The sequence below is a fragment of the Pseudomonas sp. A-1 genome (genome assembly GCF_004801855.1).
Taxonomy (GTDB): Bacteria; Pseudomonadota; Gammaproteobacteria; order Pseudomonadales; family Pseudomonadaceae; genus Geopseudomonas.
The window spans coordinates 1-15,419 of record NZ_SSTC01000090.1 but is presented as its reverse complement, the minus strand read 5'-3'; the positions used below and the strand labels follow the sequence as shown (position 1 = coordinate 15,419).

Sequence of the window (15,419 nt, the reverse complement as noted above, 5' to 3'; positions counted from 1 at the left end):
CGCTGGCCGTCAACGCGGCCAGCTCCGCCTCGCCGACCCCGGCGTGGCGCAGGCGGCCCTCGAAGGGCACCTCGAAGGCGTGCAGCAGGAGCAGCTCGGCCTGCGGCGCCAGCGCGCGGGCCATGGCGATGGCCTGGCGCGAGCGCGCCGAGAAGTCCACCGGCAGCAGCACCCGCCGGTAGGCGTGCGCGGCCGCGCGGCGCACCACCAGCAGCGGGCGGCCGGTCTTGCGCAGCACGCGCTCGGTGGTCGAGCCGAGCAGCAGATCGTGCACCAGGCTGGCGCCGCGCGCGCCGAGCACCAGCAGATCGGCGTCGAGGGCATCGGCCTCGCTGGCGATCTCGGCGGCCACCGCGCCGCTGCCCAGGTGCAGCTCGGCGTCCACGCCGCAGTGCTCGTGCAGCGCGGCGCCGAGCCCGCGCAGCTCCTCGCGCGCCTCGTCGAGCAGGCGCTGCTGCAGGTCGCCGGGAGCGACGCCGAACAGCTGGCGCAGGGTGTCCAGTGCGCCGCTGCTGACCACGTGCTGCAGCACCAGACGGGCGCCGCCGTCGGCGGCGAGCCGGGCCGCGCGCTCGGCGGCCTGGCGCGCCGGGGCGGAAAGGTCGGTGGGCGCGAGCAGGGTATGCAGACGGATCATGGGCGTTCTCCTTGTTGCCGGCGATCTCGGCCGTGGCGGACGGCCACCTGCCGCGACCATAGCACGGATGCCGCGCCGTCCGGTGCGCAAGGAGGGGGAGGGAAAATGGCCGTGCCTCGCGCCCGGGAGGCACGGCCTGCAGCGCGTCAGGCGGCGGCGATCACGTCGCCGTGGTTCTCCGGCTCGATCAGCGCGCGGTGCAGCGCGGCGATGGCGGCGGCGTAGTCCTCCTCGTTGACCACGCACTGCATCTCCACCTGGCGGATCGACTGGTGCAGCGCCTGGATGCTGATGCCGGCCTCGGCCAGCGCGCTGGCGGTGCGGGCGAGGATGCCCTTGACCTTGAGGTTGGAGCCGATCGCCGAGACGATGGCGACGTTGTGCACGGTCACCTCGGCGGCCGGGTAGCGCTCCTCGACCAGCTTGGCGGCACGGTTGATCAGCTTGCGCGAGCCGGTGACGTAGTAGGTGATGCTGTTGGCGTCGGAGTCCTTGTTGACCACGTACAGCTTGAGCTGCTTGAGCAGCTTGCTGACCTCGATGTCGTGGTCGGGGTCGCCGAGCATCTCCTGGTCGAACACCTCGAGGCCGAAGACGTCCTTGCGCCCGGCGACGATCTCCACGCAGGGTCGCGCGCTGCAGTAGTCCTGGCTGATCAGGGTGCCGGCGTGCTCGGGCTCGAAGGCGTTCTTGATGCGCAGCTCGATGCCGGCGCGACGCAGGGTGCGCGCGGCGCGCGGGTGGATCGCTTCCATGCCGAGGTTGGACAGCTGGTCGGCGACGTCGTAGTTGGTGCGGCCGATGGTCACCACCTTGTCGACGCCGACCAGGTTGGGGTCGGCGCTGCTGAGGTGGAACTCCTTGTGGATGATCGCCTCGCGGGCGCCGGTGGCGGCGGCGATCTGGGCGAAGGTGATCTCGCTGTAGCCGCGGTCGAAGGTGTTCATCAGGCCTTCGGCGCAGTGCGCGTAGCCGGTGGCGATGACCAGCTCGCGGGACAGGTCGATGCCAGCGAAACTGGCGCGGATCATCTCCTCGAACGGCAGCGGGGTTTCCATCTGCCAGCCGCTGAGGTCGACCAGGCGCGCGTTGACGTCGCGCTGCTGGAGCGCCAGCACGCTGTTGAAGGCGCTGTGCGCCTCGCCGAGGGAGGCGAGCATCTCGCGCACCTTCATCAGGTTCTCGGTGAGCTGGAAGTGGCCGTAGCTGCACAGCTTCTGCAGGCTGTCCATGCAGTCGCGGGCGTCGTCGATGCGCGAGCCGATGAAGGCGTCGGCGGCGGCCTGCTCCGGTGTGCCGGCGAACAGCTCGGCGTTCTTGGCCAGCATGCGCGCACGCACGTCTTCCAGGGCCTCGCGCCAGGCGCCCTCGTTGTGGGCATCGGCGAAGCGCTGGTAGACGCCCGGCTCGCCGGTCTTCTTGTGTTCGAGCAGCAGGTTGGTCATGCCGCTGTAGGCCGAGACGACGAAGATGCGCTGGTACAGGGCGTCGCCCTGGCGCTGGCCGATGAAGATGTTGTCGAGGAGTTCCTCGAAGCGGCTCATCGAGGTGCCGCCGATCTTTTCTACGGTATGCATGTTCTTAAGGCGTTGGCGTCGTGGACGAGCGGCTCCGCCGGGGGAAGCCGCGGGAATGATGGCGGGGCAAGGGTAGCACGGCACTGCGGCGCCCGGCTGCAGCGCCGGTCAGCCGCCGCGCGGCCGTCAGTCGTGCCACTGCCGGCCGGCCAGCTCGAGCAGGCTGTGCGCCTGCTCCGGGCCGGTCGAGCCGGCCGGGTAGGGGCGCGGCTTCTGGTAGTGCTGGTGCCAGCCGTCGAGGATCGGGCTGACCCAGCGCCAGGCGGCCTCGACCTCGTCGCGGCGCATGAACAGGGTCGGGTCGCCCTCGATGACGTCGAGCAGCAGGCGCTCGTAGGCGTCCCAGCGGCGCTGGCGGGAGAAGGCGGTGGCCAGGTTGAGGTCGAGCTCGACCGGCTCCAGGGTCATGCCCTTGCCCGGGGTCTTGGCCAGCAGCTGCAGGCTGATGCGCTCCTCCGGCTGCAGGCGGATCAGCAGGCGGTTGGCCTGCTCGGCGGCGCCGGGGAACAGGCGGTGCGGCACCGGCTTGAACTGGATGACGATCTCCGAGCACTTGCGCTTGAGGCGCTTGCCGGTGCGCAGGTAGAAGGGCACGCCGGCCCAGCGCCAGTTGTCGATCTCCGCCTGCACGGCGACGAAGGTCTCGGTGTCGCTGTCGTTGTCGACGTGCTTCTCGAAGTAGTAGGCCGGCACCTCCTGGCCGCCGATGCGGCCGCTGGCGTACTGGCCGCGCACGGTCTTGTCGCGCACGTCGAGGCCGCTCAGCGGCTTGAGCGCCTGGAGAATCTTGACCTTCTCGTTGCGCACCGCCTCGGCGTCGAAGCGCACCGGCGCCTCCATGGCCACCAGGCAGAGCAGCTGCAGCAGGTGGTTCTGCAGCATGTCGCGCATGGCGCCGGCCTGGTCGTAGTAGGCGCCGCGGTTCTCCACGCCGAGGGTCTCGAGCACGCTGATCTGCACGTGGTCGATGTGCCCGGCGCGCCACACCGGCTCGAACAGGGCGTTGGCGAAGCGCAGCGCCATCAGGTTCTGCACCGTCTCCTTGCCCAGGTAGTGGTCGATGCGGAACACCTGCGACTCGTCGAACACCTTGCCGATCGCCCCGGTGATCGCCAGCGCCGACTCCAGCGAATGGCCGATGGGCTTCTCGAGGACGATGCGGGTGTCGGCGCCGGCCAGCCCGGCGACGGCCAGGTGGGCGGCGATGGGGGCGAACAGCTGCGGCGCGGTGGCTAGGTAGTAGATGCGCGCCCGCGCGCAGGTCTCGCCCAGGCGGCGCGCCAGGCGGCCGAACTCGGCGCTCTGCGACACGTCCATGGCGAAGTAGTCGAGGCGCGCGGCGAAGCCCTGCCAGGTGTCGGCGTCGAAGTCGCTGCGGGCGATCTGCGCGCGGCAGCGGCGCTCGGCCAGCGCGCGGTAGGCGTCGCGGTCCAGCCCGGTGCGGGCCAGGGCGAGGATGCGCAGATCGGCGGGCAGGCGCTGCTCGCGGTGCAGGTGGTAGAGTGCCGGCAGCAGCTTGTGCAGGGCCAGATCGCCGGTGCCGCCGAACACCAGCATGTCGCAGGGAAGAACGGGAGAGGGGGACGGCACGGGGAATTCTCCGATGCGGTTTGCCTGGGCGCTGGCGCAGTTCTTGTAGTATAACTACAAGGTCACTACCTCCGGCTTTGGCCGATCATAACCCGAGTCCGCCCCGTGAATCTGTTGCAACACATTGCCCAATCCCGCTCCCTGCTGCGCAAGTCGGAGCTCAAGGTCGCCGACTACGTGCTGCAGGACCCGGCTTCCGTCATGCACAGCTCGATGGCCGACCTCGCCCACGAGGTCGGCATCAGCGAGCCGACCATCGTGCGCTTCTGCCGCGCCATCGGCTGCACGGGCTTCCAGGATCTCAAGCTCAAGCTGGCGCAGAGCCTGGCCGCCGGCGCCAGCTTCGGCCAGTTCGCCATCCACGAGGAAGACTCGCTGGCCGACTTCAGCCTGAAGATCTTCGACACCACCCTGCACACCCTGATGGAGGTGCGCGAGCACCTCGACATGCAGGCGCTGGAGCGCGCGGTCAACGCCATCGCCAACGCCTCGCGCGTCGAGTTCTACGGCTTCGGCGCCTCCGGCGCGGTGGCCGCCGACGCCCAGCACAAGTTCTTCCGCCTGCTGCTGACCGCCGCCGCCTACTCCGACCCGCACATGCAGGCGATGAGCGCGGTGACCCTCAAACCCGGCGACGTGGCCATCTGCATCTCGCAGTCGGGGCGCTCCAAGGACCTGCTGACCACCGCCAACCTGGTGCGCGAGAGCGGCGCCACGCTGATCACCCTGTGCCCCAGCCAGACCCCGCTGGCCGACCTGGCCACCGTCAATCTGGCCATCGACGTGCAGGAGGACACCGAGATCTACACCCCGCTGACCTCGCGCATCGCCCACCTGGTGGTGATCGACGTGCTGGCGATGGGCGTGGCCATGGCCCGCGGCCCGGACCTGGTCAACCACCTGAAGAGCGTCAAGCGCAGCCTGCGCAGCCTGCGCCTGTCGCCCAAGACCGCCAAGCCGGCCGAGGACGGCCCGGGCGGCGCCTGAGCCGGCCCGGGCCGCCAGCCGTTACTCGAACGGCTGCGGTCGCGGCGTGTCGGCCGCCGACGGCGGCAGGATCGGCAGCGGGAATTTCGGCTGCTCGCCGGTCAGGGTCTTGAGGAAGGCGGTGATCTTGCCGATCTCGTCCTCGCGCAGCTGGCGGCCGAGCTGCAGGCGCGCCATCACGTCCACCGCCTCCTCCAGCTTCCAGTAGGCGCCGTCGTGGAAGTAGGGATAGGTCAGCTCGACGTTGCGCAGCGTCGGCACCTTGAACTTGAAGCGGTCGGCATCCTTGCCGGTCAGCCCGGCGACGCCCTGGGCCGGGTTGTTGGTCAGGTACGGATTGACCAGGCCCATCTTCTGGAACGAGTTGCCACCGACCGCCGGGCCATTGTGGCAGCCGGTACAGCCGACGTCCTTGAACAGGCGGTAGCCGTCCAGTTCGGTCGTGGTCAGGGCGCTCTGGTCGCCGCCCAGCCAGCGGTCGAAGCGCGAATTCGGGGTGACCAGGGTCTTCTCGAAGGCGGCGATGGCATCGGTGATCGCGTCGATGGTGACCTGGTCGGTCTTGTAGATCTGCCGGAAGGCGGCGCGGTATTGCGGGATCGAGCCGACCACGTCGACGGCCAGGTCGTGGCTGAAGCCCATCTCCATCGGGTTGGCGATCGGCCCGCCGGCCTGCGCCTTGAGGTCGGCGGCGCGGCCGTCCCAGAACTGGGCGATGTTCATGCCCGAGTTGAGCACGGTGGGCGAGTTGATCGGCCCCTTCTGCCAGTTGTGGCCGATGGAGGTCGGCAGGTTGTCGCTGCCGCCCAGGCTCAGGTTGTGGCAGGAGTTGCAGGAGATGAAGCCCGACTTCGACAGGCGCGGGTCGAAGAACAGCTGCTTGCCCAGCTCGACCTTGGCCGGTTCGGTGATGCGCGCCGGCTCGACCGGCTGGATGGGTTCGTTGGCGGGGGCCGCAGCCCAGGCGCTGCTGCCGAGCAGCAGGCCGGCAGCCAGCAGGAGGGGTTTGTGCATGGTGCATTCCTCTTCCGATGAGGTTGTCGCGGATTGATTCGCGGCGCGCAGGGTAGCCGAATGCCCTCGCGCTGAACAAGGTCATTGCCGGGAGGCGCAGCTGTCACGCCGGCGTCACCGCGCTGCCGTCAAGCCGTCACTCCTCCTGCGGCATGCTCGAACTCCCTGGATCATTCGCGATGGGAGAGACGCCATGCCCCGCCACCATGCTGTCGCCGCCAACCCCGAGGCCTCGCGCCTGGACGCCAAGGCCCGCCGCAAGCTGGAGGACCAGCGCCGCATGGCCTTCCGCCGGGCCATCGAGCTGTACAACGAGGAGCGCCGCCTGGATCAGGAGATCCACGACTATCCCGAGCTGATCGCCGTCAACTACGTGCGCGCGCTGCGCGCCGAGGCACGCCGCCAGCCCGGCGCCTGACGCCGCTCAGAGGCGCTGGCCGAGGGCGTTGATCGCCGCGCGGTTGGCGCGGATGTACTCGAGGAAGGCGCTGGCCACCGGGCTCAGGTAGCGGTCGCGCGGGTACACCACGCACCAGCTGTGCTGCAGCGGCAGCTCGGCCACCGGCAGCTCGCGCAGGCGGCCGCTGGCCAGCTCCAGGCTCACCGCATGGCGCGGCAGCAGGGCCAGGCCCAGGCCGGCCAGCACCCCGGCGCGCTGCGCCTCCTGCGAGCCGAGCTGCAGGGTCTGGGCGAAGTGGGCGCGCTTGTCGTGGCAGAAGCGCTCGCAGGCCTGGCGGGTGCCCGAGCCCGGCTCGCGCACCAGCAGCGGCCAGGCGGTCAGCTCCTGCAGGGTCAGCGACTCGCGCTGGCACAGCGGATGGCCGGGCGGCGCCACGGCGACGATGTGGTTGGTGAGGAACGGGTTGAACTCCAGGTTCATGCCGGTCGGCACCTGGGAGAGGATCATCAGCTCGTCGCGGCTGACGCCCATGCGGCGCAGCACCTGGGCGTGGCTGGCGACGGTGAGCTGCAGGCCGACCTCGGGGTGCTCGCGGCGAAATTCGCCGAACAGGTGGGGAACGAAGTACTCGGCGCTGGACTCCACGGTCAGGCTGAGCAGCCCCTGCAGCGAGCCCTGCAGGTCGGAGAGCTGCATGTCGAGGCTCTCCAGGCGGCCGAAGATGTCGGCGCCGGCGCGGCGCAGCGCCTCGGCGGCGTCGGTCAGGTAGAGCTTCTTGCCGACGTACTCGAACAGCGGCTGGCCGACCAGCTCCTCGAGCTGGCGGATCTGCAGGCTGACCGCCGGCTGGGTGAGGGCCATCTCCTCGGCGGCGCGGCTGTACGAGCGGGTCTCGCACACCGCGCGGAACACCTGCAGCTGGCGCAGGGTGAGACGCATCAGGGACTTGCGCATGGGGACCTCGGCAACGGGAGAAAGGCACTCGGCAGCGCGCTGCAACCATTCGGCAACCGGGTTGCAACATGTAGCGACGAGCGGCTGGCCGCGACCGGGCGGCCGGCTGCAGCCCAGAAAATCCGGGCGCTCCGCCGATGCATAAGTTGTAGTTTATGCTCAACCTAACAAATATTCATTTTTCTTAATCGACCCCGCGGCGCTAGGGTGAATGCACCTGCGGCCTGACCGGCCGGTCAGCCAGCCCAAGCCGAGGGAGACCTCCGTGATAAGAAAAATCCTCATCGCCAACCGTGGCGAGATCGCCGTGCGTATCGTGCGGGCCTGTGCCGAGATGGGCATCCGCTCGGTGGCCGTGTATTCCGAAGCCGACCGTCATGCGCTGCACGTCAAGCGCGCCGACGAGGCGCACAACCTCGGCGACGAGCCGCTGGCCGGCTACCTGAACCCGCGCAAGCTGGTCAATCTGGCCGTCGAGACCGGCTGCGACGCCCTGCACCCGGGCTACGGCTTCCTCTCCGAGAACGCCGAACTGGCGGAAATCTGCGCCGAGCGCGGGATCAAGTTCATCGGCCCGTCGGCCGAGGTGATCCGCCGCATGGGCGACAAGACCGAGGCGCGCCGCTCGATGATCGCCGCCGGCGTGCCCTGCACCCCCGGCACCGAAGGCAACGTCGCCGACCTCGAGGAAGCCCTCTCCGAGGCCGAGCGCATCGGCTACCCGGTGATGCTCAAGGCCACCTCCGGCGGCGGCGGCCGCGGCATCCGCCGCTGCAACAGCCGCGACGAGCTGGAGCAGGCCTACCCGCGGGTGATCTCCGAGGCCACCAAGGCCTTCGGCAGCGCCGAGGTGTTCCTCGAGAAGTGCATCGTCAACCCCAAGCACATCGAGGCGCAGATCCTCGCCGACAGCTTCGGCAACACCGTGCACCTGTTCGAGCGCGACTGCTCGATCCAGCGCCGCAACCAGAAGCTGATCGAGATCGCCCCCAGCCCGCAGCTGACCCCCGAGCAGCGCGCCTACATCGGCGAGCTGGCGGTCAAGGCGGCGCGCGCGGTCGGCTACGAGAACGCCGGCACCGTGGAGTTCCTGCTCGCCGAGGGCGAGGTGTACTTCATGGAGATGAACACCCGCGTGCAGGTGGAGCACACCATCACCGAGGAAATCACCGGGATCGACATCGTCCGCGAGCAGATCCGCATCGCCAGCGGCCTGCCGCTGTCGGTCAAGCAGGAGGACATCGTCCACCGCGGCTACGCGATCCAGTTCCGCATCAACGCCGAGGACCCGAAGAACAACTTCCTGCCCTCGTTCGGCAAGATCACCCGCTACTACGCGCCCGGCGGCCCCGGCGTGCGCACCGACACGGCGATCTACACCGGCTACACCATTCCGCCGTACTACGACTCGATGTGCCTGAAGCTGATCGTCTGGGCACTGACCTGGGAAGAGGCGCTGGACCGCGGCCTGCGCGCGCTGGACGACATGCGCGTGCAGGGGGTGAAGACCACCGCGCCCTACTACCAGGAAATCCTCCGCAATCCGGAGTTCCGCAGCGGCGTGTTCAACACCAGCTTCGTCGAAGCCCACCCGGAACTGATCAACTACTCGGTCAAGCGCAAGCCCGAAGAGCTGGCCCTGGCCATCGCCGCCGCCATCGCCGCCCACGCCGGCCTGTGAGGAATTGAGCATGAACAAGAAGATCCACGTCACCGACACCATCCTGCGCGACGCCCACCAGTCGCTGATCGCCACCCGCATGCGCCTCGAGGACATGCTGCCGATCTGCGCCAAGCTCGACCAGGTCGGCTACTGGTCGCTGGAAGTCTGGGGCGGCGCCACCTTCGATTCCTGCGTGCGCTTCCTCAAGGAAGACCCGTGGGAGCGCCTGCGCCAGCTCAAGGCCGCGCTACCCAACACCCGCCTGCAGATGCTGCTGCGCGGCCAGAACCTGCTCGGCTACCGCCACTACAGCGACGACGTGGTCAAGGCCTTCGTCGCCAAGGCCGCGGTCAACGGCATCGACGTGTTCCGCATCTTCGATGCGATGAACGACGTGCGCAACCTGCGCACCGCCATCGAGGCGGTCAAGGCCGCCGGCAAGCACGCCCAGGGCACCATCGCCTACACCACCAGCCCGGTGCACACCACCGCGTCGTTCGTCGAGCTGGCCAAGCGCATGCAGGAGAAGGGCGTCGACTCGATCGCCATCAAGGACATGGCCGGCCTGCTCACCCCCTACGCCACCGCCGAGCTGGTGCAGGCGCTGAAGGCCGAGATCGACCTGCCGATCTTCGTCCACGCCCACGACACCGCGGGCTTGGGCGCCATGTGCCAGCTCAAGGCCATCGAGGCCGGCGCCGAGCACATCGACACCGCCATCTCCAGCTTCGCCTGGGGCACCAGCCACCCGGGCACCGAGTCGATGGTCGCCGCCCTGCGCGGCACCCCGTTCGACACCGGCCTGGACCTGGAGCTGCTGCAGGAGATCGGCCTGTACTTCTACAACGTGCGCAAGAAGTACCACCAGTTCGAGAGCGAGTTCACCGGCGTCGACACCCGCGTGCAGGTCAACCAGGTGCCGGGCGGCATGATGTCCAACCTGGCCAACCAGCTGAAGGAGCAGGGCGCCCTGCACCGCATCAACGAGGTGTTCGAGGAGATCCCGCGCGTGCGCGCCGACCTCGGCTTCCCGCCGCTGGTCACCCCGACCTCGCAGATCGTCGGCACCCAGGCGGTGTTCAACGTGCTGGCCGGCGAGCGCTACAAGACCATCACCAACGAGGTGAAGCTGTACCTGCAGGGCCGCTACGGCAAGGCCCCGGGCGAGGTCAACGAGCAGCTGCGCTTCCAGGCCATCGGCCACGAGGACGTCATCGACGTGCGCCCGGCCGACCTGCTCAAGCCGGAAATGGCCCGCCTGCGCGAGGAGATCGGCGCCCTGGCCAAGTCCGAGGAAGACGTGCTGACCTTCGCCATGTTCCCGGACATCGGCCGCAAGTTCCTCGAGGAGCGCGCCGCCGGCACCCTCAAGCCGGAAGCCCTGCTGCCGCAGCCGGACGCCGCCGGCCGCCCGGCCGCCCAGGAAGGCGTGCCCACCGAGTTCGTGGTCGACGTGCACGGCGAGAGCTACCGCGTCGACATCACCGGCGTCAGCGTGAAGACCGACGGCAAGCGCCACTTCTACCTGGCCATCGACGGCATGCCGGAAGAGGTGGTGTTCGAGCCGCTCAACGCCTTCGTCGGCGGCGCCGCCGGCGGCAAGCGCAAGCAGAGCGCCGCCCCGGGCGACGTCAGCACCACCATGCCGGGCAACATCGTCGACGTGCTGGTGAAGGAAGGTGACGTGGTCAGGGCCGGCCAGCCGGTGCTGATCACCGAAGCGATGAAGATGGAGACCGAGGTGCAGGCGCCGATCGCCGGTACCGTGAAGGCCATCCATGTGGTCAAGGGCGACAGGGTCAATCCCGGTGAAGTACTCATCGAGATTGGAGAATAAGTCCCTTGAGGGGAGCCGAATGGCTCCCCTTTTTTTGTTCTTGAACTTTTGCTGCCGCATTGGGAGTGACTGTTTGATGTGCCGGCCTCTATATGCCCAGCCAGCGACCGGAAGCAGAAAAAACCCAAATACTTTTCATGAAACTGCGACAAAAACCATTAATGGCGATTAGTTTTACAGGTAAATTTCCTTCGCGCGACCCTACTCACTCAATGCATTTAACTAAACGCATACTGACGCCCCCTGCCGAGGGTCATTATCTAGCTATTTAAGAGTATCCGTCATCTGCACATAGCTTAAAGCATAGCAGGCAAAACGTGGATCAAGAGGCTTGCCATCGGCGTCTTCCCAGCGCTTAACATAGACTTGTAGGCTTTCTTCGTCGAAGTCCAGACGAAGTCGGCCAAGCACTCCCCCACTGATAACGCAAGAGTCTTCGTAGGGGGCCAGGGGTTCTATTCTCATGTTCGGTAGGTGCTCCTCCAACCACGCCAGCAATTCAGCGCGACCAGGCGGGTCGTCCGGCCTTGGGTGTCGGCCACTCTCAATGTGCCGAAACGGATCCAGGGGGAATATTTCACCACTGGCACTGGCGAACTCAATAAAGTACAGATCTCTCGGCTCCTCTCGCATGATCTGTTCCGGGGTGCGAGCTAGAATTGGCATCTGGTGGTCCTCCACAGGCTCTGAGTGTAATCTGGGTATGTAATGCTTTGATCAGGTCAATAAACATCGGTGCTCAGCATGGGCGCGGCGTCAAGGATTTTCCTTTTCGTCAATTTTCGCGATCATTTCCTCCAGCTCCTTGAGGTGGTCGTCTACATCGATTTCGTGAAAATCATTTTCTTCGATCGCTGCGAGTATTCTGGACTTTGTCTCTTCTCGATCGGTTTTTGAACCAAACCACGAAAGGCAGTAAAGAACTCCCTCAATCACTTTTCCCAAGTCAGGGCGACCAAGGTCGATCAATTTTGGCTGGCAATTGGGCTCCATCTTGATCCCAGAATTTATACGTACTGGGTAGCTTGCCAGCTCTCTGGGCGCGCAAAACTCCAGGGCCCAATCCTGCCGTGCACCGGCAGGAAAAACCGCATAGTCGGTCTGCAGCGGTTCCTGCAACTCATAGCCAATGCCAGAAAAAGACATTTTCGGCCAGATTGAGAGAAGATCATCCCCTCTGAATGAAAAGCCCCAGTCCAACTCCAAATATTCGATATTTTCAACGCCGTATTCATGACCCTCATTGAACTGCCCTTCAAGTGCATCTTCCAGGATCTCTTCGGCACGAAGTCGCGCGAAAACTTGAATTAGAATAGGGTTTTTCTTCAGAATCAGAAGCAGATCTATCAGAAGCACATCCCGGTCAAGTTCAACGCCCTCAAGAAGGTATTCGATCGCCTTATTGGACACATCAAAAGAGTCGCCACTTTTTGCTTGGTATATTATTTTGCCGCCGCGCAAAACTCTCAGGCTCATTTTATTGAGTTCCTTTCACCGAAAGAAATCCAGCCAAGTAATAACAACAAGAACAGATCATCATGAGCGCACAAAAATATCATTCAAACTAACAAGCTCAATCCTTATGTCGTGCTTTTCTTCCACACCCCTTGCATAATCAACCAAGAAGCGCGCTCTTCTCTCGTCGCTTTGCCGGTTGTGCGCCGTATCTTTATCATGATCCGTATCGGCTATACCATTCGTGACAACAAACCTTATATGCTGTCTTGACGCCCACGAAAACGCCATTTCGAGATTACTCAATAGGCGTTCGTCGGTCATTCCATGGTTTGTCTCCCCCTGTATAAACCAGAGCCATCTATTGTTGGATAGCTGAACCGGAATATTGGGCAGCCCATTGAAAGGGGATCGAATCATTTCCACCTGTGGGTGGCGGGCCGAAAAAGCTTTCCAGTATTGGCTCATTAGATTAAATCCAATATGGCCAAAGACAACAGCAAGGCTATCTCGTGATTTTTCAATGGACTCAAATATATCGCCTTGCGACAATTTAGGCATTTCCCCACCTGTGGCACCAAGTGATAAGACCAACCGGCATCCGCGTGCGCTGACGGATGCACATGGACTAGGCGGTCTGAATTGGCTCAAGACGGTAGCTGGCGGAGCCTAGCAGTTCAAAAAAGAGCTCCCCAGTCGTCGCGTTGGGAACGGAATATGCCGTGCGCCAGAGCGTCGAGTGCTGCTGCACATGAGTGCAAAGCTGTTCGATCAACGGGCTCTGTTGTCGCAGAGTCTCCAGCTCATCCTGCCGCAGCCCCGGACTGAACAGCAGTGCCAGTCTTTGCCTGTCGGCCAGAGGCTTCTCAGTGAGCTCCCGGCTGTGAAGACTGAGCCAGCGGGTAATCATGCGGATATCCGTATGGTTTCGTGCATCGCTCACTTCGAGTTGAGCGACGCGGATCTCATCCGCGCCGACAATCACCCGGCATGCGACGTAGCGATCTCCGTCGGCAAGCGGGGCGCTGGCATTCTCAAGCGCCAGTTCGGGTGTCGGGCTGGCATAGACGGCATGGCGGCGCGATGGCATCGAGGCTGGTCGCAGCCACTCCCATATATTGTCCACGACGTAGGGAACATTGCTGGGAATGCGGAGCGTGCTCTGGCGTTGATAACCGTCATTCGCCTCGGCCAGTCGGCTTTCAGGCACGGCTCGAAAAAGCTCGGTAATCGTAGTTCCACGTTTAGTCACGCCTGCTTCTCCTTTTCGCTGGCCTGCCTATGGGCATCGTAGGCCCGGTATCTTCTAGCCTGGCTGCTATTCATGGCAATAGCCCTGTCGCGCCAGTGGTGGTATTCGTCGCTGCCGGGTTGGGTCACCAAATAGAACTCCATCAGTGCTTCCGCCGGCTCTGCACCGAGTGCGTACTCGGCGGCTTGTTTGAGAAGGTTCACGCCATCCTCTACGCTGCCAGACAAACCAGTGCCTTCCAGTTGGCGGAGAGCGACCTTCATCGACGCCCAGACGTGCCCGCCCTGAGCGCCTCGCAAGTACCATTCCCAAGACCTCTTCGGATCAGGCTCGACGAAAACGCCGACCTCTCCTTGCTCCGCCACCCAGTTACCTTCGTAGAGTTCGCCCAGGGAATACGCCGCCAGCAAGATCCCGCGTCCATAGGCTTGTTCCAGGTGGGGCAGTGCTTCTGGCTGATTGCGATGTGGGCTCCCCATATAACCATATATCAGCCCCAGGTTGTAATGGGCCTCCGGGCACTGGAATTGTGTCGCGATCTGTAGCACTCTGACGGCTTGTTCGTGGTCTTTCGCAAGGAAAAAGCCGTTCATCCACAGCCAGCCAAGCTCGTTCCAGGCGTTATCCACACCGGCCAGAGCCTCCTTGCGCAGTAGTCGGTAATACTCTTGAAATTCTCCGATTGTCTCGAATTCGCACACCCGTTCACTGAAGAGCGAGGTCGACAGTCCCACCCCCATCCAGTAACGCTGGATTTCGCTCATGGGAGTGATCCGCAGCTGTTCAAGCGTGGGCAATCGCATCGACGGCAGGTAGCCGATTCCTTCCTTGCGCGGCATGAACCTTTCCCTCTTCAGGCGAGGTTGATATTCTTCCACAAGGGTGCGACAAACCATGTCGCATGTGGCGACAGGGAGAGTTCTATGCCAAAGCCGAGTAAAGGTAAGCCGCCGGGTAGCATCGCAGCTCGCATGCTGGGTATTCTGAGCCTGTTGCCTAGAAAACGGAACGATGCCATCAGTACACCTCTGCTATTTGCTAAGGTCGAGGAAGCCGGCTTCGCCATCGAGAAGCGTACGCTGGAGCGACATCTGCAAAAGCTGCGTGGGCTGCCGGAGTTCGGATATCTCAAGTGCGTAGAGGATGGGAAGGCCAAGAGGTGGTGGCTGGACAAGTCGGTGCCGGAGCTTATGTTGCCCCATGAGACGGCGCTGTCCCTGATGATGTTGATCGATCATGCCCGCCCCCTCTGCGCGACTATCCTCCTTGAGGATCTGGAGCCGCTTTATCAGCATGCCAGGCGTATCGTCGAGCAGGGCTACAAGGACAGTGTTGGTGACTGGGCGAGGAAGTTCGTCAGCAACTCGCGGTTTCAGCAGCTGCTCCCTGCCGAGATCCGTCCCGAAGTTCTCTCCCATCTGAAAGATGCAGTCGTGACCAATAGAAAGGTTGGCGTACTCTATCGTTCGCGCAGTTCCCACAGGGATCAGGAGGCGGTGATCAACCCGCTGGGGATGTCGTTCCAGGATGGCAACCTTTATCTGGCGTGCACCTTCGATGGCGATAGCGAACGCAAGGTCCGCGCCTTGCCTCTGCAGCGCTTCAAGCGTGTCGATCCCCCCAAAGGGGCTGCGCATGCTGAAGTCCCTGCAGGCTTCGAGATGAGCAAGGCGGTGAGAGGAAAGTCGTTCATCACCTCTGAGGACGCGCCGCCTATCGAGTTGCGCTTGCGTCTGGACAAGCCGATGTTCGAACGGCTTTCTGAAAACGCCTTGACCGCGGAGCAGGTGCTGGAGCCCGGGGCTGATGGTGGAGGTACTCTGGAGTGCCGGATTGTCGAAAGCCAAGGGCTGAAGCTATGGATACTGTCTCAGGGCGACAGCATAGAAGTCCTGGCTCCGCAGGCACTGCGTGACGAAGTCGGCGAGAAAGCACGACGCATGGCTGCGCTTTACCAGGGGTGAGTCGCGGATAAAGGGGCGGCGGCAAAAACTGAGTGCAACACCTGACCTTTCCGGTACGGTGTTGCCATGTCTTACCACGAACTCAGCAT

14 protein-coding genes are annotated in these 15,419 nt (G+C 64.4%); 5 read left to right on the top strand and 9 right to left on the bottom strand.

Annotated elements, in window-relative coordinates; all coding sequences use genetic code 11:
• The 3 genes from E5198_RS17290 to zwf form a co-directional block, all read right to left on the bottom strand.
• The coding region (locus tag E5198_RS17290; protein ID WP_136491197.1) for a universal stress protein at positions 1-637 on the bottom strand (637 nt) is incomplete at its 3' end.
• 146 nt (positions 638-783) lie between these two features.
• Positions 784-2,214, bottom strand: coding sequence for an aspartate kinase (locus E5198_RS17285; protein ID WP_136491196.1), 1,431 nt, complete (start codon positions 2,212-2,214; stop codon positions 784-786).
• Positions 2,215-2,340: 126 nt separating this feature from the next.
• Positions 2,341-3,771 (bottom strand): glucose-6-phosphate dehydrogenase, encoded by a 1,431-nt coding sequence (gene zwf / locus E5198_RS17280; RefSeq protein WP_136491199.1) that lies wholly within the window; start codon positions 3,769-3,771, stop codon positions 2,341-2,343.
• 138 nt (positions 3,772-3,909) lie between these two features.
• On the opposite strand from zwf, the gene hexR reads away from it, so the two are divergent.
• Complete coding sequence (gene hexR, locus E5198_RS17275; RefSeq protein WP_136491195.1) at positions 3,910-4,791, top strand: transcriptional regulator HexR; 882 nt, start codon at positions 3,910-3,912, stop codon at positions 4,789-4,791.
• 21 nt (positions 4,792-4,812) lie between these two features.
• On the opposite strand, the gene E5198_RS17270 is transcribed toward hexR, so the two are convergent.
• Complete coding sequence (locus E5198_RS17270) at positions 4,813-5,805, bottom strand: cytochrome-c peroxidase (RefSeq protein ID WP_136491194.1); 993 nt, start codon at positions 5,803-5,805, stop codon at positions 4,813-4,815.
• A 193-nt stretch (positions 5,806-5,998) separates the two neighbouring features.
• On the opposite strand from E5198_RS17270, the gene E5198_RS17265 reads away from it, so the two are divergent.
• Positions 5,999-6,223, top strand: coding sequence for a PA3496 family putative envelope integrity protein (locus tag E5198_RS17265; RefSeq protein ID WP_136491193.1), 225 nt, complete (start codon positions 5,999-6,001; stop codon positions 6,221-6,223).
• Positions 6,224-6,229: 6 nt separating this feature from the next.
• Here the strand turns inward: E5198_RS17265 and E5198_RS17260 are convergent, their stop codons facing one another.
• A complete protein-coding gene (locus E5198_RS17260) occupies positions 6,230-7,159 on the bottom strand; it encodes a LysR family transcriptional regulator (RefSeq protein ID WP_136491192.1) in 930 nt (309 codons plus the stop codon).
• 265 nt (positions 7,160-7,424) lie between these two features.
• On the opposite strand from E5198_RS17260, the gene E5198_RS17255 reads away from it, so the two are divergent.
• Both E5198_RS17255 and oadA read left to right on the top strand, forming a co-directional pair.
• Entirely contained in the window at positions 7,425-8,840 is a 1,416-nt protein-coding gene (locus E5198_RS17255) for an acetyl-CoA carboxylase biotin carboxylase subunit (protein WP_136491191.1), read from the top strand.
• Between the two features lie 10 nt (positions 8,841-8,850).
• Positions 8,851-10,659: a sodium-extruding oxaloacetate decarboxylase subunit alpha gene (oadA, locus tag E5198_RS17250; protein ID WP_136491190.1), complete on the top strand. Its 1,809-nt coding sequence runs from the start codon at positions 8,851-8,853 to the stop codon at positions 10,657-10,659.
• Between the two features lie 756 nt (positions 10,660-11,415).
• On the opposite strand, the gene E5198_RS17245 is transcribed toward oadA, so the two are convergent.
• From E5198_RS17245 to E5198_RS17230, 4 genes are all read right to left on the bottom strand, one after another.
• The gene (locus tag E5198_RS17245) at positions 11,416-12,135 is read right to left on the bottom strand and encodes a hypothetical protein (RefSeq protein ID WP_136491189.1); all 720 of its coding nucleotides are present in this window, start codon (positions 12,133-12,135) and stop codon (positions 11,416-11,418) included.
• 60 nt (positions 12,136-12,195) lie between these two features.
• Complete coding sequence (locus E5198_RS17240; RefSeq protein ID WP_136491188.1) at positions 12,196-12,675, bottom strand: hypothetical protein; 480 nt, start codon at positions 12,673-12,675, stop codon at positions 12,196-12,198.
• A 67-nt stretch (positions 12,676-12,742) separates the two neighbouring features.
• Entirely contained in the window at positions 12,743-13,366 is a 624-nt protein-coding gene (locus tag E5198_RS17235; RefSeq protein WP_178084093.1) for a hypothetical protein, read from the bottom strand.
• Entirely contained in the window at positions 13,363-14,205 is an 843-nt protein-coding gene (locus tag E5198_RS17230) for a tetratricopeptide repeat protein (protein WP_136491187.1), read from the bottom strand. Before E5198_RS17230 ends, E5198_RS17235 begins: the two co-directional genes overlap by 4 nt.
• 84 nt (positions 14,206-14,289) lie before the next feature.
• Between E5198_RS17230 and E5198_RS17225 the strand changes: the two genes are divergently transcribed.
• Positions 14,290-15,330 (top strand): YafY family protein, encoded by a 1,041-nt coding sequence (locus tag E5198_RS17225; RefSeq protein ID WP_136491186.1) that lies wholly within the window; start codon positions 14,290-14,292, stop codon positions 15,328-15,330.
• Positions 15,331-15,419: the final 89 nt, after the last annotated feature.

Coding starts and splice junctions, on each gene's coding strand:
- E5198_RS17285 (WP_136491196.1), bottom strand. CDS start 2,214: ATGCATACCGTAGAAAAGATCGGCGGCACCTCGATGAGCCGCTTCGAG.
- zwf (WP_136491199.1), bottom strand. CDS start 3,771: ATGCTGGTGTTCGGCGGCACCGGCGATCTGGCCCTGCACAAGCTGCTG.
- E5198_RS17270 (WP_136491194.1), bottom strand. CDS start 5,805: ATGCACAAACCCCTCCTGCTGGCTGCCGGCCTGCTGCTCGGCAGCAGC.
- E5198_RS17265 (WP_136491193.1), top strand. CDS start 5,999: ATGCCCCGCCACCATGCTGTCGCCGCCAACCCCGAGGCCTCGCGCCTG.
- E5198_RS17260 (WP_136491192.1), bottom strand. CDS start 7,159: ATGCGCAAGTCCCTGATGCGTCTCACCCTGCGCCAGCTGCAGGTGTTC.
- oadA (WP_136491190.1), top strand. CDS start 8,851: ATGAACAAGAAGATCCACGTCACCGACACCATCCTGCGCGACGCCCAC.
- E5198_RS17245 (WP_136491189.1), bottom strand. CDS start 12,135: ATGAGCCTGAGAGTTTTGCGCGGCGGCAAAATAATATACCAAGCAAAA.
- E5198_RS17240 (WP_136491188.1), bottom strand. CDS start 12,675: ATGCCTAAATTGTCGCAAGGCGATATATTTGAGTCCATTGAAAAATCA.
- E5198_RS17230 (WP_136491187.1), bottom strand. CDS start 14,205: ATGCCGCGCAAGGAAGGAATCGGCTACCTGCCGTCGATGCGATTGCCC.
- E5198_RS17225 (WP_136491186.1), top strand. CDS start 14,290: ATGCCAAAGCCGAGTAAAGGTAAGCCGCCGGGTAGCATCGCAGCTCGC.